Source organism: Enterobacter sp. 6722112 (assembly GCF_058661685.1).
The window spans coordinates 3,052,931-3,072,412 of record NZ_JBZWGR010000007.1 but is presented as its reverse complement, the minus strand read 5'-3'; the positions used below and the strand labels follow the sequence as shown (position 1 = coordinate 3,072,412).

Below are 19,482 nucleotides of genomic sequence, written 5' to 3'. Positions count from 1 at the left end.
CGTTCGGCGTACATGCTGTGTTTACAAGCACGACACATACCTTTTCGGGAGAATTATGCAATCCTCTGTTAATCAAAAAGAGAGCCGAACCTTCTTCGGCCATCCTTATCCGCTCGGTTCGCTGTTCTTCACCGAGATGTGGGAGCGTTTTTCGTTTTACGGTATTCGCCCGCTACTGATTCTGTTTATGGCCGCCACCGTGTATGACGGCGGAATGGGCCTGGCGCGTGAAAACGCCTCGGCGATTGTCGGCATCTTTGCCGGCACCATGTACCTCGCTGCGCTGCCGGGCGGCTGGCTGGCGGATAACTGGCTCGGCCAGCAGCGGGCCGTCTGGTACGGTTCGATTTTGATTGCGCTCGGGCACCTGTCGATCGCCCTGTCGGCCATCATGGGCGACAACCTGTTCTTCATCGGCCTGATGTTTATCGTGCTCGGCTCCGGCCTGTTCAAGACCTGTATCTCGGTCATGGTCGGCACCCTGTATAAAAAAGGCGATGCGCGTCGTGACGGCGGTTTCTCGCTGTTCTATATGGGCATCAACATGGGCTCGTTCATTGCCCCTCTGATTTCCGGCTGGCTGATTAAAACCCACGGCTGGCACTGGGGCTTTGGTATCGGTGGTATCGGGATGCTGGTCGCCCTGATTATCTTCCGCGTGTTTGCCGTTCCGGCCATGAAGCGCTACGACAGTGAAGTCGGTCTGGACTCCACCTGGAACAGTCCGGTAGTGAAACGTAACGGCGTGGGTGCCTGGCTGCTGGCGCTGGCTGTGGGTGTTGCAATCATCGTAACGTTGATTGCCCAGGGCGTGATTGTGATTAATCCGGTCGCGGTCGCCAGCGTGCTGGTGTATGTGATTGCCGCCTCCGTCGCGCTCTACTTCATCTATCTGTTCATCTTCGCCGGGCTGAATCGCAAAGAGCGCGCAAGGCTGCTGGTGTGCTTTATTCTGCTGGTCTCCGCCGCGTTCTTCTGGTCCGCGTTCGAGCAGAAGCCAACCTCCTTCAACCTGTTCGCCAACGACTACACTAACCGCATGATCGGTGATTTTGAGATCCCGGCGGTGTGGTTCCAGTCGATTAATGCCCTGTTCATCATTCTGCTGGCCCCGGTATTTAGCTGGGCATGGCCGAAGCTGGCGAGCAAAAACATTCGTCCGAGCAGCATCACCAAGTTCGTGATCGGTATTCTGTGTGCAGCGGCGGGCTTTGGCCTGATGATGCTGGCGGCGCAGAACGTGCTGAACAACGGTGGGGCAGGGGTTTCTCCGTTCTGGCTGGTGGGAAGTATCCTGATGCTGACGCTCGGGGAACTGTGCCTGAGTCCGATTGGTCTGGCGACCATGACCCTGCTGGCGCCGGAAAGAATGCGCGGTCAGATGATGGGCCTGTGGTTCTGCGCCAGTGCGCTGGGTAACCTGGCTGCGGGGCTGATTGGTGGCCATGTGAAGGCCGACCAGCTGGATATGCTGCCAGACCTCTTTGCCCGTTGCTCCATTGCGCTGCTGATTTGTGCTGCGGTGCTGATCGTCCTCATTGTTCCGGTGCGCCGCATGCTGGAAAATGCGCAGACTAAACCGGCCGCTAACGCCTGATAAACCTCGACCTTGCCGGGGTGGCGTTATGCCCCGGCAATTGACTTAACGAGGTAAGAACATGCTGTTAGGGTTTGTTGGGCTTGGTGCTGTGGTTGAAACGGCTTACTTACCGACAATACGAAATCTTTTTCCTGATACTCCGCGCTGTTTAGGTTTTGATATTCATCCCGAGAAGCAGCCTGAAGGGGTCACACGTTGCGCGTCGCTCGGTGAACTTCTTTCCCACCCGCTGGATACCCTGTTTATCACCACTTCCTCCCTGTACCATCTCGAGGTACTTGAGCAGGCGCTGGCCTCACCCGCGTCGCGTATTGTGGTAGAAAAACCGATTGTCGCCACGCTGCCCCAAATTGAAAAACTGAAAGCGCTGCTGGCTCAACCGGGAGCCGCCGACCGCGTGCTGGCGATCGATCACTGGATGGCGCGTCTCGATAGCGTAAAGCAATCACTGGTCGCTCATGTTTCTGACATCGTCAAAATCGAAGGCTTTTTGCAGGAGCCAAGCGGGTATAACGCCGAAGGAGAGCCCATTGCGCTCAACTTCGCCACCGGCGAGCCAGACGCGCGAACGCTTCGCCATCCAGATGGTGTGATTCTGGATATCGGCACGCACGTGCTGGCGATGCTGCGTGAAACGGTGCGTTACCTGGGCGGCAGTGACGATATGACGTTGCAGGTGGTGACAGCAAAAGACCGCCTGGGCAGCGATATTGAAACGGGCGATCTGACCACGGCGGAAGGCGAGGCGCATTTGCAGGGAAGCATCAGCGGCGTGCCGGTGGACATCTGGCTTAACAAATACGCGGGGCCTGCGGGCGGGCAAAAGGGATTACGCTTCCATTTGCGCGACGGGCGCATCGTCAGCCACGACCGACGCGGCGCAGAAGATGTGCTGGAGCTGATTAAGGGTAAAGAAATTCAGCGCTGGCATATTCCCGGTACGATCTACGAGCATTGCCTTGCGGAGCATATTCTGGGAGCAAAAAGTCTCTTTGAACGGGATCCGCACCAGGTGAGCCGCACGACGCGCCGCAGGGTCGAGGAGGTGACGCTGCTGCTGACCTTACAGCAACAGTTGCGTGGCCCGCACTGAACGCGACGTGGTAAAATTATCGCAGACCTGAACGCTTTGAAGGAGTCACCATGACGATTACCTGCCCGGATTGCCAGACACCGCTGGAGCCCCTGAACGGGGTAGCGCACTGCGAAAATTGTAATAAAGATATCGCGCTCGAAGCCCGCTGCCCGGAGTGTCATCAGCCACTCCAGGTACTAAAAGCCTGCGGTGCGGTGGACTATTTTTGCCAGAACGGCCACGGTCTTATCTCTAAAAAACGCGTGGAGTTTGTTCGGGCTGAAGGTTAATCGCACACGCAGCCTTCACCTTTCTGCCACAGTTCCACCAGCGACTCGGGTGCTTCCTGCTCGGGTACCAGCACGATGATATCGGCGTAGTGCGCCTGATTTTGGCCGGTCCAGATAATCTGGATGCGGAAATAGCGCTGGTCACCGCTGCCGGGGGAAGAGGCTTGCCCGGGCGGCTGGCCGCGCGGGAAAGCCTGCTCAAGAATGCTCACCAGGCGCTGGCGCTGGGCCTCATTAAGCGAGGAGAGCGCAATGGTGCGCTGGCCGCTCAGCTTAGGGATAAAAGCGACGCCGCCTTCCCGGGCCAGCTCAACCACGGCGTCATCCGTCAGTTCCGGAACCTGCATTTACAGTACTCCCACCTGTTCCCAGGCTTGTTTAATGGCCGCCCCAACGTCGCTACCGGATCGTTTCTCGCCGTGCGCTATCGTCAGTTTTGCGAAAGCGTCAAAATCCGCATCCTGCGCCAGGTTGCGATCGCAAACCGTGTCGTACCAGGCATAACCCGCTTTTTCCCAGGCGTAGCCACCGATCGCCGTTGCGGCCAGGTAAAACGCGCGGTTGGGGATGCCGGAGTTAAGATGCACGCCGCCGTTATCCTCGCGCGTTTTGATGAAATCTTTCATGTGCGCGGGCTGCGGGTCTTTGCCGAGCAGCGGATCGTCGTAGGCGGTACCGGGTTCAGACATTGAGCGCAGCCCTTTGCCGTTAATCCCCGCTGCCAGCAGCCCTTCACCAATCAGCCAGTCTGCCCGATCGGCGGTTTGCTTAAGATGGTATTGCTTCACCAGCGAGCCGAACACGTCTGATAAGGACTCGTTCAGCGCGCCCGACTGCTCAAAATAGATCAGTCCGGCTTCGGTCTCGGTCACGCCGTGGCTCAGCTCATGCGCCACCACGTCGATGGCAATGGTGAAGCGGTTGAAGATTTCTCCGTCACCGTCGCCAAAGACCATCTGCTGGCCGTTCCAGAAGGCGTTCTGATATTCCCGGCCATAGTGCACGGTGCCGGTGAGGATCAGCCCTTTGTTATCGAGCGAATCGCGCTGATATTCTTTCCAGAAGAAATCATGGGTGATACCCAGATAATCGTACGCTTCATCCACCGCCACATCGCCGTTGGAGGGCTGGCCTTCATAGCGCACCTGGGTACCCGGCAGCTCCTGGGTCTGTTTCGCATCGTAGATGTCACGCTCAAGCTGACCGGCTTTATTAACATGCGGGGCGGCGGGTTTGCCCGGCATATGGGCCATCAGCGTCTGGACGTGGGTTAAGGTCTGACGGGCGCAGCGCTGCTGCGGCTCAGAACCGCTTTCGATAATACGGCGAAGAATATACGGAGGGATGACGCTATGAAAATGGGGCATGCTGCTCTCCTTATTAAAAAAGGCAATAGCAGCAGTATAGTTTGTAACCGGCGAAGATTTATCCGCTTTTACGCTGGCGCGTTTTTTTCACCGGTTTGATCTCTTTCACCTCACTCTCGACCCAGCCGTCAGAAAGCCGGGTGGTGAGCACATCCCCGGCTTTAACCTGTTTCGTTTGTTTCAGCACTTTGCCGTCCGTCGCGGTGGTCACACTATAGCCGCGAGCCAGCGTGGAGAGCGGGCTGACGGCTTCCAGATGGGTGACCGCATTGCCAAAACGCTCGCGCGTGGTGCTCAGGCGTGAGCGGATATTTTCCGCGAGGCGGAACTCAAGCTGCTGGATACGCGTTTGTGCGCGATAAATCTTCGGCTGCGGGTTTTGCTGGTTCAGACGCTGCGTGACGCGCTGCTGGCGAGATACCGCCCGCTTAAGCTGGTTATCCAGCGCGAAGTTCATCCGCTGACGCAGACGTTCCAGCACGGTTTGCTGACGCGCCAGACGCAATTGCGGATGCTGCTGTTGCAGACGATGGTGAAGCTGGGTAAAGCGGCGGGTACGATTGGCGAGGAAGTAGTCCATCGCCATCTCCAGGCGCTGCTGCCCGTTCTGGATCTGACGCAGCAGCTCCAGCTGGTTACGGCTGACTACCTCTGCCGCCGCGGACGGCGTGGGCGCGCGTAAATCCGCGACAAAATCCGCTATCGTCACATCCGTTTCATGGCCGACGGCGCTTACCACCGGGATAAGGCTGGCAAAGATTGCCCGCGCCACGCGCTCGTCGTTAAAGCTCCAAAGGTCTTCCAGCGAGCCGCCGCCGCGCCCAACGATTAATACATCACACTCCTGACGGGCATTTGCCAGTTCAATCGCGCGCACGATCTGCCCCGGCGCATCGTCACCCTGAACGGCAGTTGGGTAAATAATGACGGGCAGGGAAGGGTCACGGCGCTTCAGGACATGCAAAATATCGTGCAGGGCCGCACCGGTTTTCGAGGTGATAACCCCAACGCAGTGAGCGGGTGAGGGCAGGGGCTTTTTAAACTGCTGGTCGAACAATCCCTCAGCCGAAAGCATGGCTTTGAGCTGCTCATACTTCTGTTGCAGCAAGCCTTCGCCCGCGGGCTGCATGCTCTCGACGATAATCTGATAATCGCCGCGCGGCTCATACAGGGTAATATTGGCGCGAACCAGAACCTGCTGGCCATGCTGAGGACGGAACGTCACGCGACGGTTGCTGTTGCGGAACATCGCGCAGCGCACCTGAGCGGTGTCGTCTTTCAGCGTAAAGTACCAGTGACCGGAAGCAGGCTGCGTGAAGTTAGAGATTTCACCGCTGATCCAGACCTGTCCCATTTCCTGCTCAAGCAGCAAACGTACCGTCTGATTAAGGCGGCTGACAGTATAAATTGAGGGGGATTGAGAGGATAACATGTGAGCGGGATCAAATTCTAAATCAGCAAGTTATTCAGTCGATAGTAACCTGCTGAGAGGTGAGCGCAAGCATTTTTTTCAAAAAAGTGTGGATGCAATCGGTTACGCTCTGTATAATGCCACGGCAATATTTAACCACCCAGGTCAGAGATATTGCCCATGCTACGTATCGCTAAAGAAGCACTGACGTTTGACGACGTCCTCCTCGTTCCCGCTCACTCCACCGTTCTGCCGAATACTGCCGACCTCAGCACGCAGTTGACGAAAACCATTCGTCTGAACATTCCTATGCTCTCCGCAGCAATGGACACCGTGACTGAAGCGCGTCTGGCTATCGCCCTGGCACAGGAAGGCGGCATTGGCTTTATCCACAAAAACATGTCTATCGAGCGTCAGGCGGAAGAAGTTCGCCGCGTGAAGAAGCATGAATCCGGTATCGTGTCCGATCCTCAGACCGTTCTGCCAACCACCACGCTGCACGAAGTGAAAGCCCTGACCGAGCGTAACGGCTTTGCAGGCTATCCGGTAGTCACTGAAGACAACGAACTGGTGGGTATCATTACCGGTCGTGACGTGCGTTTCGTGACTGACCTGAACCAGCCTGTCAGCGTCTACATGACGCCAAAAGAGCGTCTGGTGACCGTGCGTGAAGGCGAAACCCGCGACGTGGTGCTGGCGAAAATGCACGAAAAACGCGTTGAGAAAGCGCTGGTAGTGGACGCGAACTTCCACCTGCGCGGCATGATCACCGTTAAAGATTTTCAGAAAGCAGAACGTAAACCGAACGCCTGTAAAGACGAGCATGGCCGTCTGCGCGTCGGCGCTGCGGTTGGCGCAGGTGCGGGTAACGAAGAGCGCGTTGACGCGCTGGTTGCTGCGGGCGTTGACGTGCTGCTGATTGACTCCTCCCACGGCCACTCCGAAGGCGTTCTGCAACGTATTCGTGAAACCCGTGCTAAATACCCGGATCTCCAGATCATCGGCGGTAACGTAGCAACCGGCGCAGGCGCTCGCGCGCTGGCGGAAGCGGGTTGCAGCGCGGTGAAAGTGGGTATCGGCCCTGGCTCTATCTGTACCACCCGTATCGTCACCGGCGTAGGCGTGCCGCAGATCACGGCGGTTTCTGACGCGGTTGAAGCGCTGGAAGGTACCGGTATTCCGGTAATCGCGGACGGCGGTATCCGTTTCTCTGGCGACATCGCCAAAGCGATCGCCGCAGGTGCCGCAGCCGTGATGGTGGGCTCCATGCTGGCCGGTACCGAAGAATCCCCGGGTGAAATCGAACTCTACCAGGGGCGTTCTTATAAATCCTACCGCGGTATGGGCTCCCTGGGCGCGATGTCCAAAGGTTCCTCCGACCGTTACTTCCAGACCGATAACGCCGCAGACAAACTGGTGCCGGAAGGTATCGAAGGCCGTGTGGCGTATAAAGGCCGCCTGAAAGAGATCATTCACCAGCAGATGGGCGGCCTGCGCTCCTGTATGGGTCTGACCGGCTGTGGTACCATTGACCTGCTGCGTACCAAAGCGGAATTCGTACGCATCAGCGGTGCGGGTATCCAGGAGAGCCACGTTCACGACGTGACGATCACCAAAGAGTCCCCGAACTACCGTCTGGGCTCCTGATAAATTTCCGCGCCCGGCTCAATGCCGGGCGCTTTGTTTTGTTTCACTTGCCTCGGAATTAGCGTCAATGACGGAAAACATTCATAAACATCGCATTCTCATCCTGGACTTTGGTTCTCAGTACACTCAGCTGGTGGCGCGCCGCGTGCGTGAGCTGGGCGTTTACTGTGAGCTGTGGGCGTGGGATGTCACGGAAGCACAGATTCGCGAGTTCAATCCAAGCGGCATCATCCTGTCCGGCGGCCCGGAAAGCACCACCGAAGAGAACAGCCCGCGTGCGCCGCAGTACGTGTTCGAAGCGGGCGTACCGGTGTTCGGCGTTTGCTACGGCATGCAGACCATGGCGATGCAACTGGGCGGCCACGTAGAAGGCTCTAACGAGCGTGAGTTCGGCTACGCACAGGTTGAAGTCGTCACCGACAGCGCGCTGGTGCGCGGTATCGAAGACTCCCTGACCACAGACGGCAAACCGCTGCTGGACGTGTGGATGAGCCACGGCGACAAAGTCACCGCTATCCCGTCCGACTTCGTGACCGTTGCCAGCACTGAAAGCTGCCCGTTCGCCATCATGGCGAACGAAGAAAAACGCTTCTACGGCGTGCAGTTCCACCCGGAAGTGACCCACACCCGTCAGGGTATGCGCATGCTGGAGCGCTTCGTGCGTGACATCTGCCAGTGTGAAGCCCTGTGGACCCCGGCAAAAATCATCGACGACGCCGTGGAGCGTATCCGCCAGCAGGTTGGTGATGACAAAGTGATCCTCGGCCTCTCCGGCGGCGTGGACTCCTCCGTGACCGCCATGCTGCTGCACCGCGCGATCGGCAAAAACCTGACCTGCGTCTTCGTGGACAACGGTCTGCTGCGTCTGAACGAAGCGAAGCAGGTTATGGACATGTTTGGCGACCACTTCGGTCTGAACATCGTTCACGTGGAAGGCGAGCAGCGCTTCCTGGACGCGCTGAAAGGCGAGAACGATCCGGAAGCGAAACGTAAAATCATCGGTCGCGTGTTCGTGGAAGTGTTCGACGAAGAAGCGCTGAAGCTGGAAGATGTGAAATGGCTGGCGCAGGGCACCATCTACCCTGACGTGATCGAGTCTGCGGCCTCCGCTACCGGTAAAGCACACGTCATCAAATCTCACCACAACGTGGGCGGCCTGCCGAAAGAGATGAAGATGGGCCTGGTTGAGCCATTGCGTGAGCTGTTCAAAGACGAAGTGCGTAAGATCGGCCTGGAGCTGGGACTGCCGTACGACATGCTCTACCGTCACCCGTTCCCGGGCCCGGGTCTCGGCGTACGCGTGCTGGGCGAAGTGAAGAAAGAGTACTGCGACCTGCTGCGTCGCGCGGACGCGATCTTCATCGAAGAGCTGCACAAAGCTGACCTGTACAACAAAGTGAGCCAGGCGTTCACCGTGTTCCTGCCGGTTCGCTCGGTCGGCGTGATGGGCGATGGCCGTAAGTACGACTGGGTTGTTTCCCTGCGTGCGGTGGAAACCATCGACTTCATGACCGCGCACTGGGCGCACCTGCCGTATGACTTCTTAGGCCGCGTGTCTAACCGCATCATCAACGAAGTGAACGGCATTTCCCGCGTGGTGTATGACATCAGCGGCAAGCCACCGGCGACGATCGAGTGGGAGTAAGCCCATAACCTTTCCTGCGAAGTTATAAGCAGGTAAGACTGATAAAACCCTCTGTTTACAGAGGGTTTTTCTTTTTGGCCGATATCCGGCCCGGCGGTGAACTACTGGCTCATCTGCCGCGATTCACGGCAGCCGATACTGCGTCGCCATGCGCCGGGTGCCTGACCATACTGACGCTTAAAGCTGCGGTTGAAGGACTGCTGAGAGTCAAAGCCCAGCGCGATCGCCACGTTCAGAATCGGTTCATCGCTGTGGGCCAGGCGCTCAACCGATTTTTGCAGCTTTTGCGCGCGAATATATTCGGCGAGAGGGGAGCCGGTATGTTCTTTGAAAAGCCGCTGGAGGTGCCATTTCGAATAGCCGGCTCGCCTGGAGACGGTTTCAATGTCCAGACGGCTATCGAGGTTGTTGTCGATCCAGTCGAGTAAATCGTGAATGAATGCACCCGTGTTCATTTTGCTTCCCCCTACGCCACGCATTAAAAAGCATCTTTGTTTGTTGCACTTAAAGGTGACCCGTTTTTACATTAATTGCAAGTTTTATTGTTGCATTTAAATCCCTTCTCAAAACGCGTGATTTATCTTCGCCGCAAATAGCACATAAAGTGCAACAATTATTCTTGCACTTAATTAAGCGCCTTCCTACAATCGCCGCGATAGTGTATTCGCAACTGTTACAGTTTTGTGGCGATGAACGACACAAATGGCCTTCAGCCAGCTACCGGACAAAGGAAGTGGCGCGGCGCCTCCCGCTGCGTCTTGCCCGGCGGCTACAATAACCGGAATAAAAATAATGAGCCTGCAAAAAACCTGGGGTAACTTTCATCTGAGCGCGATGGGGGTGGTTTTACTCTCCGCGCTTCTCGTCGGGTGCGATGACAGCGTCGCGCAAAATGCCGCGCCGCAAGCGCCCGTTGTCAGCGCTGCTGACGTGGTGGTGAAATCCATTAGCCAGTGGGACAGCTTTAACGGTCGCATTGAAGCGGTGGAAAGCGTTCAGCTGCGTCCGCGCGTCTCCGGCTACATTGAGAAAGTGAATTACACCGACGGCCAGGAGGTGAAAAAGGGCGAGGTGCTGTTCACGATTGATGACCGAACCTATCGCGCCGCGCTGGAACAGGCGCAGGCGAACCTGGCGAGAGCCAAAACGCAGGCCAGTCTGGCGCGAAGCGAGGCTAACCGTACCGATAAATTAGTCAATACCAACGTGGTGTCCCGCGAAGAGTGGGAGCAGCGCCGTTCCGCCGCTACCCAGGCGCAGGCCGATATTCGCGCCGCGCAGGCGGCGGTAGACGCTGCGCAACTTAACCTCGACTTCACCAAAGTGACCGCGCCTATCGACGGTCGCGCCAGCCGGGCGCTGATCACCAGCGGTAACCTGGTGACGGCGGGCGACAGCGCCAGCGTGCTCACCACCCTGGTCTCGCAGAAAACGGTTTATGTCTACTTCGACGTGGACGAGTCAACCTACCTTCACTATCAGAACCTGGCCCGCAGCGGGCAGCGGGTGTCCGGCGATCATGCGGCGCTGCCGGTGGAGATTGGCCTGACGGGCGAGGAGGGCTATCCCCATCAGGGCAAAGTGGATTTCCTGGATAACCAGCTCACGCCGGGTACCGGAACGATCCGCATGCGCGCGCTGCTGGATAACTCACAGCGTCAGTTCACGCCTGGACTCTTTGCCCGCGTGCGTCTGCCGGGCAGTGCGGAATTTAAAGCCACGCTTGTTGACGATAAGGCGGTGCTGACCGATCAGGATCGTAAATATGTTTATATCGTGGATAAAGACGGGAAAGCGCAGCGCCGCGACATTACGCCCGGGCGTCTGGCCGACGGTTTACGTATCGTACAGCAGGGGCTGAATCCCGGGGATAAAGTCATCGTCGATGGTTTACAAAAAGTGTTTATGCCGGGTATGCCGGTTAACGCGAAAACCGTTGCCATGACCGCCAGCGCCGCCCTCAACTGATCCCTTACCTGAGAATCCAATCCATGGACTTTTCCCGTTTTTTCATCGACAGGCCGATTTTTGCCGCCGTACTGTCGATTCTGATTTTTATCACAGGATTAATCGCCATCCCGCTGCTGCCGGTGAGCGAATACCCTGACGTCGTGCCGCCAAGCGTGCAGGTGCGCGCCGAGTACCCGGGCGCCAACCCGAAAGTGATTGCCGAGACCGTGGCAACGCCGCTGGAAGAGGCGATCAACGGCGTTGAGAACATGATGTACATGAAATCCGTCGCGGGTTCCGACGGCGTGCTGGTGACTACCGTCACCTTCCGTCCGGGCACCGACCCGGATCAGGCGCAGGTTCAGGTGCAAAACCGCGTCGCGCAGGCCGAAGCGCGTCTGCCGGAAGACGTGCGGCGTCTGGGCATCACGACTCAGAAACAGTCGCCAACGCTGACGCTGGTGGTGCATCTGTTTTCGCCTGGCGGTAAGTACGATTCACTGTATATGCGTAACTACGCCACGCTGAAGGTGAAGGACGAGCTGGCGCGTCTGCCCGGTGTGGGGCAGATTCAGATTTTCGGCTCGGGTGAATACGCGATGCGCGTCTGGCTGGACCCGAACAAGGTCGCGGCCCGCGGGCTGACCGCTTCGGACGTGGTCACGGCGATGCAGGAGCAGAACGTGCAGGTGTCCGCCGGGCAGCTTGGCGCCGAGCCGCTGCCGAAAGAGAGCGATTTCCTGATCTCCATTAACGCCCAGGGCCGCCTGCATACCGAAGACGAGTTCGGCAACATTGTCCTGAAAACCACGCAGGATGGTACGGTCGTCCGACTGCGCGACGTGGCGCGTGTCGAGATGGGGTCCGGCAGCTACGCGCTGCGCTCCCAGTTGAACAATAAAGACGCGGTCGGGATTGGTATCTTCCAGTCGCCGGGGGCAAACGCCATCGATCTGTCTAACGCGGTACGCGCCAAAATGGACGAACTGTCCACACGATTCCCGGACGATATGAAATGGGCGGCGCCTTACGACCCGACGGTGTTTGTACGCGACTCGATCCGCGCTGTGGTGCAAACGCTGCTGGAAGCGGTGGTGCTGGTCGTGCTGGTGGTGATCCTGTTCCTGCAAACCTGGCGCGCGTCGATAATCCCGCTGATTGCGGTGCCGGTATCGGTAGTGGGCACGTTCAGTATTCTCTACCTGCTGGGCTTTTCGCTGAATACCCTGAGCCTGTTCGGGCTGGTGCTGGCGATTGGTATCGTGGTGGACGATGCCATCGTGGTGGTGGAAAACGTCGAACGAAATATCGAAGAGGGGCTCGCCCCACTTGCGGCAGCGCATCAGGCGATGCGTGAAGTGTCCGGACCGATTATTGCCATTGCGCTGGTGCTGTGTGCGGTATTCGTTCCGATGGCGTTCCTCTCCGGCGTGACCGGTCAGTTCTACAAGCAGTTTGCGGTAACGATAGCCATTTCCACGGTGATCTCCGCGATCAACTCGCTGACGCTCTCGCCAGCGCTGGCCGCGCTGCTGTTGAAGCCGCATGGCGCCCCGAAAGATTTCCCGACCCGGCTTATCGATCGTCTGTTCGGCTGGATTTTCCGTCCGTTTAACCGCTTTTTCCACCGCAGCTCGACTGGCTATCAGGGGCTGGTGGGCAAAACGCTCGGCCGACGCGGGGCAGTGTTCGTGGTTTATTTGCTGCTGCTTTGCGCTGCGGGCGTGATGTTTAAAGCCGTTCCCGGCGGGTTTATTCCGACGCAGGATAAGCTGTACCTGATCGGCGGCGTGAAAATGCCGGAAGGCTCGTCGCTGGCGCGCACCGATGCGGTGATCCGCAAAATGAGCGAAATCGGGATGAATACCGAAGGCGTGGATTATGCGGTCGCGTTTCCTGGCCTGAATGCGCTCCAGTTCACCAATACGCCGAACACCGGGACGGTCTTCTTTGGCCTGAAGCCGTTCGACCAGCGTAAACATACTGCGGCGGAAATAAACGCGGAGATCAACGCGAAAATCGCGCAAATCCAGCAGGGCTTTGGCTTCTCGATTCTGCCGCCGCCGATTTTAGGTCTGGGCCAGGGATCGGGCTATTCGCTGTACATTCAGGATCGTGCTGGTCTGGGCTATGGCGCGCTGCAAAACGCGGTGAACACCATGTCCGGGGCGATTATGCAGACGCCGGGGATGCATTTCCCTATCTCAACCTACCAGGCAAACGTTCCGCAGCTGGATGTACAGGTTGACCGTGATAAGGCGAAAGCGCAGGGCGTGTCGCTCACCGATCTCTTCGGGACGCTGCAAACCTATCTGGGCTCGTCTTATGTGAATGACTTCAACCAGTTCGGTCGCACCTGGCGCGTAATGGCACAGGCCGACGGGCAGTTCCGCGACAGCGTGGAAGATATCGCGAATTTACGCACCCGTAATAGCCAGGGTGAAATGGTGCCGATTGGCAGTATGGTGAAAATCACGACCACCTACGGTCCGGACCCGGTGATCCGCTACAACGGCTACCCGGCGGCGGATCTGATTGGCGATGCCGACCCGCGCGTGCTCTCTTCCGCGCAGGCGATGACGCAGCTGGACGGTATGTCTCAGCAGATCCTGCCGAACGGGATGAATATTGAATGGACGGACCTGAGCTTCCAGCAGGCCACCCAGGGCAACACGGCGCTGATCGTCTTCCCGGTCGCGGTGCTGCTGGCGTTCCTGGTGCTGGCGGCGCTGTATGAAAGCTGGACGCTGCCCCTGGCGGTGATCCTCATCGTGCCGATGACGATGCTCTCCGCGCTGTTCGGCGTCTGGCTGACCGGGGGCGATAATAACGTCTTCGTGCAGGTAGGGCTGGTGGTACTGATGGGGCTGGCCTGTAAAAACGCGATTCTTATCGTGGAGTTTGCCCGCGAGCTGGAAATTCAGGGCAAAGGCATTATGGAGGCCGCGCTGGAAGCGTGCCGCCTGCGTCTACGCCCGATTGTAATGACCTCTATCGCCTTTATTGCCGGGACCATTCCACTGATCCTTGGTCACGGGGCAGGGGCAGAAGTGCGCGGCGTCACCGGGATCACCGTGTTCGCCGGGATGCTGGGTGTGACGCTGTTTGGTCTGTTCCTGACGCCGGTCTTTTACGTGACGCTGCGTAAGTTCGTGACGCGCGGTAAAGCGGAAAGAGAGGTGTTGCCTGCGTAGGACGTAGCAGATAGCAAAAAGCCGCCTTCACAATGAAGGCGGCTTTTTTTTCGCAGTCTGTCAGGATTAGGGCGCTTTTTTATGCTGTGTGCAGAGTTCCGGCACCGGATCGCACCCGCTGGTATCGGCTTTTTTCACCTCTTCCAGCGCGCTGGCGACGGTATGGCGCGCTAAAACCGCTAACGAAGCCTGCTCCGCTTCATCAGCGATTGATTTGAAGTACCAGCAGGCGTTGGCGCTGACCACGCAGCGGGCCGGGACGTCAGGACGGGACGCCCACAGCTTTTTATCTTCAGTGACGGAAAGGTAGATATCACGCAGGGTAATCTCTTCCGCCGGGCGGCCAAGGTGAATAGAGCCGTTGCGGCCAAGCGTGGAGACGATAATGCCGTCGCGGGCGAGAGGAACCATTAACTTGCGGATAAAGCTCGGATTCGCTTCCAGGCCGTAAGCCAGGATTGCACTCGTCGAACGTTCACCCGATTGCTCCGCCATCGCTACGCTGAGAACCATCTGCAAAGCTGTCGGGAAGCGGTAATCTAACATTTTTCTGTCCTGGGTTGCGGTGAATCTTGTTCTTTTTGGCACCGCAGAGGTGAATAATCAGTAAGTAACAATATAACAAATACGGTAATTTTATTGAAGCAATCTGCGGCATACGTGAAGTAACGCTGCGCTGACACATGTCAGGACGTGTAGCGCCGCGTTTACGTTCATGCGAACGCCGGATTCGGGAAATCAACGGTCACCATAAGACCGCCTTCGGCTGACGTACTCAGATTGACCCTGCCGTTGTGTTGCTGCGTAACGGCTTTAACGATAGCAAGCCCCAGTCCACTCCCGCTTTGGGTCTGATTAGGATCGCGGAAGAACCTGTCGAACACACGCTCCCGCAATTCAACCGGAATGCCGGGACCCGCGTCTGAGACGCGCAGCTGAGCGGACTTATCACGCGATTGCAGTTGTACCTCAATGCGTCCACCCTCAGGGCTGTACTTCACGGCATTCTCAATTAAATTGTCGATCAGCGATACCAGACGTTCCCGAATGCCTGTGATATGGATTTCATCATCGGCGATGAATTCAAACTCAATTCTGCGCCCGGACGCCAGCGGTTCCAGGGCAGCCATTCGCTCCTGAATAAGCGTCGTCAGTGGCACAGGCGACATCACCGTGCTGATGTGCGCTTCGCTGTGCATCATCAGCAGAAGCTGATTGACGAGACGCGCAGCACGGCTATTGCTGCGAACAATGCCCGCAAGCAGCTCCTGCTGGCTTTCGCTGATGACCCAGGACTGCAACGCCTCGACGTTGATCCGCATCGCGGCCAGAGGCGTACGCAGTTCGTGTGCGGCATCGGCAATAAACATTCTTTCCCTTTCGGCGCTTTCCCGCACCCTGGCCAGAAAGTCATTAATCGCGTCGACCGTCTGGCGAAGCTCCCTGTGTCTGGGGACGGCTTTTAAAGGCGAGAGATCGTCCGGCGTGCGCAATGAAATTTCATTCACCACCTTGTTCCAGGGGCGCATCGCGATGCGGATGGACAGCCACGCGGGGAACAGAAGAAAAGGGATGCATACCATCAGCGGCATGACGTAGTAGCCGCGCGAGTTCAGATAGATAAAGAAATTCCAGCTACCGGCAGGGGTAAAAAGGGTGACTTCCACGTCGGAGTGCGCGGATTTGAGGGTACGGCTCGTCCATGTATGGTCCTCACTCTGGACATGCTGCATGACCCCCAGACGGCTATTTTTTACCCCCGTCGGCGCACCATCCGAAGAAAAAATAATCTCGTTATTCTTGCGAACAATGAGGTTGATGGACAGCTCCGGATCTTCGCCGCCGCCATAGCCCTCCCGCAGAGCCTTGCTGAACGCTGCCAGCACAGCATCACGCGCCTGCGGACGATCGTCCATACTCTCCACCAGGGAAAAAACGGTTTCATAAGTCTCACTGCCCGTCAGTATGGGAGGGCTACGCAGGTCTTCCAGCAAAATGAAGGTTAAAAAGAGACACCAGAGCAACGTAAGCAGCAGCATCTGGGCGACCAGCATTCGCCTGACCAGCGTGGGAAGCCGGAGGTGGTGCCAAAAATTACGCATCAACCTGCCGCCTTCTGAACGGGTACGGTATCAATGACATACCCAACGCCTCTTACCGTTCGCACAAAACCATCGCCAATTTTTCGCCGCAGGTTACCCATATGCACGTCAAGCGCGTTGCTGAGGTTTTCTTTCGTGCCAAATATCCTTTCTTCCAGATACCGTCGCGTAAGCACGCGATCGGCGCGCAGCATTAACGTTTCAAGCAGCGCATATTCGCTTGCCGTCAGCTCAACGTGGCGTGCGCTCACCGTTACGCGACGCGTCGGAATATGAAGCGACAAACCGCGAATTTCTATTGCCTCATTTTCAAAACCGTAACTGCGCCGCGCAAGGGCTCTCACGCGCGCCAGCAGTTCGGCGAGAACAAAAGGTTTGACCAGATAATCGTCTGCACCTGCATCCAGCCCGCACAGGCGGTCCTGTAGCGTGCCTCGCGCCGTCAGGATGATGACGGGGACGCCCTTAAGCTGTTGACGCAGGCGCGTCATCAGGCTCATGCCATCGCCATCGGGCAGCCCCAGGTCGAGCAAAATAAGTTCGGGCACGCAGATCCCAAGCTGATGCAGCGCATCCTCTTTGCGGCGTACCCATATGACATCAAATCCTTGATCTGCAAGGGCGATACGCACGCCATTGCCGAGATCCAGGTCGTCTTCAATTAGTAGAATTTTCACATTGGTAACTGTATCAACAGTGCATGAAGAACAACTGAAGAAAAAACGGTAACAGGAATTCTTCAGGGTTTACAGAACCTTCACGTGCTTCAGCATTTCTTCATTTACGGCTCATAAGAACCTTAGGGTGAGTATTCAGAATGAGCGCTCTGGTGTTTAACACCGCTTGTATCGCAATTATCTGAATCCAAAGGGCTTCTTTAATGAGAAACATCACACTGCGTAATAGTTTCCCCCGTTCACGCATCGGTCGCAGCATGAAAAGCATCTTGCCGGGGGCCGTCCTGGCGTTACTGGCCACCCCGGCACTGGCGACAGAGCAGCCTCAGGGCAACGTGTTAACCCTGGGAGGCGGCGTGGATGTTGCGCCACGCTATTCCGGTTCGGACAAGAGCCGGGTCTCTGCGGCTCAGGTGGTTGATTACGCGATGGCCAATGGTTTTTTTGTCAGCACCACGCGGGGGATCGGCTACGGCAACAGCTTTGGTAGCCTGGACTACAACGCAGCGCTGAGCTATCGCGCAGGACGTAAGGATCGCGACGTAAGCAGCGATTCGATCGCCTCCGGCAGCGACGACCTGCGAGGAATGGGTGACATTAAAGGCTCAGCTATCGTTGTGCCAGGGCTGGGATACAGGGTGACTGACTGGCTGACCGTGCAGTTACAGGCAGAGGTCCCGGTTTCTGAGAGAGACAATGGTGAAGCTGTGCATTTCGGCATTGCCAGCCCGCTCTATACATCTCCGAAAAATGCGTTAACGCTGGCGCTGACCGGTAGCTGGGGATCCAGTAAGTATGTGCAAACCTACTACGGGGTGAATGCCGCCCAGTCGGCCGCATCGGGTTTTGCCCGACACGATGCCGGATCGGGAATATATGCGTATTCGCTGAGCCTGGACTGGACCCATAAGCTTACCTCCCGCTGGAGCCTGCTTGCCGCAGCTGGCGTTACGCAGCTGACGGGGGAGGCCGGCGATAGCCCCATTGTTCAGCGAAAAACGTCTCCTGTGGGAAGTTTGAAGGTGACGTACAGCTTCTGATGGTTCAGCGAGGGGGAAGGCGCGTTTGTGACAAACCGCACATAACCCCGTTGCAGGAGCCGGAAGTGCATAAAGCCCGCAGGATGGCGTGGCCCGAAGTCGGACCGTTCATCATGCGGGCTTTTTTATCACTGTAGACCCGATAACGCCTGTTCAATCGTACGGGTAATGACGTCCGGCTGGCTGACCATCGATACATGGCTTGCCGCTACCTCCGTGGTGTTGGCGTTGATTTTCTTCGCCATTGCGCGCTCTAGCTCAGGATTGATCATCCGGTCATTTTTGCTGACCACATACCAGCTCGGTTTGTCATGCCAGGCGGCATGCGCGATTTTCTCCCCAAACGCATCGGCCTTAATGGGGCTCTGCGTCGCGGCAATCACGCTGCGCTCAACGTCCTTCACGTCAGGGGCGAAATTCTCGCTGACCGCTTTTATCGGCAGATATAAATACCCCTCTGTGGTTTTAGCGAGGCTGGCGCTCCCTGGCGGAGCAGGGAAGCTATTTGCCAGAGCTGCCGTCGACTGGCCGGAATCCGGCGCAAAAGCGGCAACGTAAACCAGTGACTTCACGCGGGCATTGTTTCCCGCCTCGCTGATTACCGTCCCGCCCCAGGAGTGACCGACCAGCACCACATCCCCATGAGCCCGGGCGATAGCACGCTGCGTGGCGGCGACATCATCTTTCAGAGACGTGAGCGGAAGTTGTACCGCAATGACCTCGGAATGGTGTTTTTGCAGCCGGGTAATCACCTTATTCCAGCTGCTGCCGTCGGCAAACGCCCCGTGCACCAGCACCACGCTGGCTTTCGTCTCTGCCAGCGCGCTGGTGGAAACCGCCAGCACCATCGCTGATAATACAGACAATGCTTTCATAACAGGCTCCTTAAAAGTGATGAACCGCGGCGTGTGGCGGCACGGTGAATTCAACGGTTTTATGGTCGATGGGTTTATGCGTCGGGTCGGCAACGACGATCGTCACTTTGTGCTTTCCTGCGGGCAGCCCGACCAGGATCACCGGCTCGCCGCTGGTATCAGCCCAGTGCCAGGGCGCGTCATCCACCACAACGTGAATATGGCCGATACGCGGAGTGACTTTCAGCGCGTCGGGTCCAAATACAGGTTCAATGCGCAGGTTTTCGACACGGTACTGAATAAAGACCGCACCTTTACTTAGCGGTCCCGCCAGCGGCGGATCGACAATCAGTTTTGCTGGCGGCTGGGGGTGTTCAGGCGGGGCGACGGCGGCTGGACCGTTGACATCAGCGGCGCTCAGGCCATCCAACGGTGCGGCCATTGCGCCAGCAAAGGACGTCAGCGCAAATACAGGAAGCAGGAAATATCGACGAATCATCTGTGTCTCTCCTCATCAGTTTATTATGGCGAGGGATACAGAAGACCATTTTTATGTATCGGGGATGTTTGCTTTTGCGGGCGTTTTGTACCGGTTTGTCAGCGTAGCGCTCGGGATACAGTGCGATACAG

17 protein-coding genes are annotated in these 19,482 nt (G+C 57.3%); 8 read left to right on the top strand and 9 right to left on the bottom strand.

The features are described from left to right. The first annotated feature begins 55 nt into the window (after positions 1-55). The 3 genes from AC4OVU_RS16085 (at position 56) to AC4OVU_RS16075 (ending at position 2,965) form a co-directional block, all read left to right on the top strand. The gene (locus AC4OVU_RS16085; RefSeq protein ID WP_063151569.1) at positions 56-1,597 is read left to right on the top strand and encodes a peptide MFS transporter; all 1,542 of its coding nucleotides are present in this window, start codon (positions 56-58) and stop codon (positions 1,595-1,597) included. A gap of 61 nt (positions 1,598-1,658) precedes the next feature. Then, positions 1,659-2,693 carry a Gfo/Idh/MocA family oxidoreductase gene (locus tag AC4OVU_RS16080; protein ID WP_110292895.1) on the top strand — a complete coding sequence of 345 codons (1,035 nt, stop codon included), beginning with the start codon at positions 1,659-1,661 and terminating at the stop codon, positions 2,691-2,693. Between the two features lie 50 nt (positions 2,694-2,743). Further along, on the top strand, positions 2,744-2,965 hold the full coding sequence (locus tag AC4OVU_RS16075) for a zinc ribbon domain-containing protein (protein WP_017692930.1): 222 nt from the start codon (positions 2,744-2,746) through the stop codon (positions 2,963-2,965). Here the strand turns inward: AC4OVU_RS16075 and AC4OVU_RS16070 are convergent. From AC4OVU_RS16070 to xseA, 3 genes are read right to left on the bottom strand one after another with little or no spacing between them, the layout of a single operon-like run. Continuing rightward, complete coding sequence (locus AC4OVU_RS16070) at positions 2,962-3,312, bottom strand: protealysin inhibitor emfourin (RefSeq protein WP_006811517.1); 351 nt, start codon at positions 3,310-3,312, stop codon at positions 2,962-2,964. The two genes, AC4OVU_RS16075 and AC4OVU_RS16070, sit on opposite strands and share 4 nt — an antisense overlap. Further along, positions 3,313-4,332, bottom strand: coding sequence for a M4 family metallopeptidase (locus AC4OVU_RS16065; RefSeq protein WP_023295137.1), 1,020 nt, complete (start codon positions 4,330-4,332; stop codon positions 3,313-3,315). Positions 4,333-4,390: 58 nt separating this feature from the next. Beyond that, the gene (xseA, locus tag AC4OVU_RS16060; RefSeq protein ID WP_032654466.1) at positions 4,391-5,764 is read right to left on the bottom strand and encodes an exodeoxyribonuclease VII large subunit; all 1,374 of its coding nucleotides are present in this window, start codon (positions 5,762-5,764) and stop codon (positions 4,391-4,393) included. A gap of 159 nt (positions 5,765-5,923) precedes the next feature. Here xseA and guaB point away from each other — a divergent pair, with 159 nt between their 5' ends. Next, positions 5,924-7,390 (top strand): IMP dehydrogenase, encoded by a 1,467-nt coding sequence (gene guaB, locus AC4OVU_RS16055; RefSeq protein WP_003860601.1) that lies wholly within the window; start codon positions 5,924-5,926, stop codon positions 7,388-7,390. A 67-nt stretch (positions 7,391-7,457) separates the two neighbouring features. Further along, complete coding sequence (gene guaA / locus AC4OVU_RS16050) at positions 7,458-9,035, top strand: glutamine-hydrolyzing GMP synthase (protein WP_491928749.1); 1,578 nt, start codon at positions 7,458-7,460, stop codon at positions 9,033-9,035. A gap of 101 nt (positions 9,036-9,136) precedes the next feature. On the opposite strand, the gene AC4OVU_RS16045 is transcribed toward guaA, so the two are convergent. Next, positions 9,137-9,490 (bottom strand): helix-turn-helix domain-containing protein, encoded by a 354-nt coding sequence (locus AC4OVU_RS16045; protein ID WP_015572178.1) that lies wholly within the window; start codon positions 9,488-9,490, stop codon positions 9,137-9,139. A gap of 337 nt (positions 9,491-9,827) precedes the next feature. Between AC4OVU_RS16045 and oqxA the strand changes: the two genes are divergently transcribed. After that, entirely contained in the window at positions 9,828-11,003 is a 1,176-nt protein-coding gene (gene oqxA, locus AC4OVU_RS16040) for a multidrug efflux RND transporter periplasmic adaptor subunit OqxA (protein WP_023295135.1), read from the top strand. Between the two features lie 23 nt (positions 11,004-11,026). Then, complete coding sequence (oqxB, locus tag AC4OVU_RS16035) at positions 11,027-14,179, top strand: multidrug efflux RND transporter permease subunit OqxB (protein WP_129541279.1); 3,153 nt, start codon at positions 11,027-11,029, stop codon at positions 14,177-14,179. 66 nt (positions 14,180-14,245) lie between these two features. On the opposite strand, the gene oqxR is transcribed toward oqxB, so the two are convergent. The 3 genes from oqxR to AC4OVU_RS16020 form a co-directional block, all read right to left on the bottom strand. Beyond that, the gene (oqxR, locus tag AC4OVU_RS16030; protein WP_003860591.1) at positions 14,246-14,725 is read right to left on the bottom strand and encodes an efflux pump transcriptional repressor OqxR; all 480 of its coding nucleotides are present in this window, start codon (positions 14,723-14,725) and stop codon (positions 14,246-14,248) included. A gap of 167 nt (positions 14,726-14,892) precedes the next feature. Further along, positions 14,893-16,281 carry a sensor histidine kinase gene (locus AC4OVU_RS16025; protein ID WP_491928748.1) on the bottom strand — a complete coding sequence of 463 codons (1,389 nt, stop codon included), beginning with the start codon at positions 16,279-16,281 and terminating at the stop codon, positions 14,893-14,895. Then, positions 16,281-16,958, bottom strand: coding sequence for a response regulator (locus AC4OVU_RS16020; RefSeq protein WP_017383516.1), 678 nt, complete (start codon positions 16,956-16,958; stop codon positions 16,281-16,283). The genes AC4OVU_RS16025 and AC4OVU_RS16020 overlap by 1 nt, the downstream gene beginning before the upstream one ends. Before the next feature lie 203 nt (positions 16,959-17,161). Between AC4OVU_RS16020 and AC4OVU_RS16015 the strand changes: the two genes are divergently transcribed. After that, positions 17,162-17,998, top strand: coding sequence for a MipA/OmpV family protein (locus AC4OVU_RS16015; protein ID WP_110292892.1), 837 nt, complete (start codon positions 17,162-17,164; stop codon positions 17,996-17,998). Between the two features lie 128 nt (positions 17,999-18,126). Here the strand turns inward: AC4OVU_RS16015 and AC4OVU_RS16010 are convergent, their stop codons facing one another. Together AC4OVU_RS16010 and AC4OVU_RS16005 are read right to left on the bottom strand one after the other, a co-directional pair. Continuing rightward, positions 18,127-18,873: an alpha/beta fold hydrolase gene (locus AC4OVU_RS16010; protein WP_049132995.1), complete on the bottom strand. Its 747-nt coding sequence runs from the start codon at positions 18,871-18,873 to the stop codon at positions 18,127-18,129. Between the two features lie 10 nt (positions 18,874-18,883). After that, entirely contained in the window at positions 18,884-19,351 is a 468-nt protein-coding gene (locus tag AC4OVU_RS16005; protein WP_015572184.1) for a DUF6130 family protein, read from the bottom strand. Positions 19,352-19,482 lie beyond the last annotated feature (131 nt).

Bases quoted from the DNA above. Each gene is read 5' to 3' on its own strand.
- AC4OVU_RS16085 (WP_063151569.1), top strand. From the start codon at position 56: ATGCAATCCTCTGTTAATCAAAAAGAGAGCCGAACCTTCTTCGGCCAT.
- AC4OVU_RS16080 (WP_110292895.1), top strand. From the start codon at position 1,659: ATGCTGTTAGGGTTTGTTGGGCTTGGTGCTGTGGTTGAAACGGCTTAC.
- AC4OVU_RS16075 (WP_017692930.1), top strand. From the start codon at position 2,744: ATGACGATTACCTGCCCGGATTGCCAGACACCGCTGGAGCCCCTGAAC.
- AC4OVU_RS16070 (WP_006811517.1), bottom strand. From the start codon at position 3,312: ATGCAGGTTCCGGAACTGACGGATGACGCCGTGGTTGAGCTGGCCCGG.
- AC4OVU_RS16065 (WP_023295137.1), bottom strand. From the start codon at position 4,332: ATGCCCCATTTTCATAGCGTCATCCCTCCGTATATTCTTCGCCGTATT.
- xseA (WP_032654466.1), bottom strand. From the start codon at position 5,764: ATGTTATCCTCTCAATCCCCCTCAATTTATACTGTCAGCCGCCTTAAT.
- guaB (WP_003860601.1), top strand. From the start codon at position 5,924: ATGCTACGTATCGCTAAAGAAGCACTGACGTTTGACGACGTCCTCCTC.
- guaA (WP_491928749.1), top strand. From the start codon at position 7,458: ATGACGGAAAACATTCATAAACATCGCATTCTCATCCTGGACTTTGGT.
- AC4OVU_RS16045 (WP_015572178.1), bottom strand. From the start codon at position 9,490: ATGAACACGGGTGCATTCATTCACGATTTACTCGACTGGATCGACAAC.
- oqxA (WP_023295135.1), top strand. From the start codon at position 9,828: ATGAGCCTGCAAAAAACCTGGGGTAACTTTCATCTGAGCGCGATGGGG.
- oqxB (WP_129541279.1), top strand. From the start codon at position 11,027: ATGGACTTTTCCCGTTTTTTCATCGACAGGCCGATTTTTGCCGCCGTA.
- oqxR (WP_003860591.1), bottom strand. From the start codon at position 14,725: ATGTTAGATTACCGCTTCCCGACAGCTTTGCAGATGGTTCTCAGCGTA.
- AC4OVU_RS16025 (WP_491928748.1), bottom strand. From the start codon at position 16,281: ATGCGTAATTTTTGGCACCACCTCCGGCTTCCCACGCTGGTCAGGCGA.
- AC4OVU_RS16015 (WP_110292892.1), top strand. From the start codon at position 17,162: ATGAGAAACATCACACTGCGTAATAGTTTCCCCCGTTCACGCATCGGT.
- AC4OVU_RS16010 (WP_049132995.1), bottom strand. From the start codon at position 18,873: ATGAAAGCATTGTCTGTATTATCAGCGATGGTGCTGGCGGTTTCCACC.
- AC4OVU_RS16005 (WP_015572184.1), bottom strand. From the start codon at position 19,351: ATGATTCGTCGATATTTCCTGCTTCCTGTATTTGCGCTGACGTCCTTT.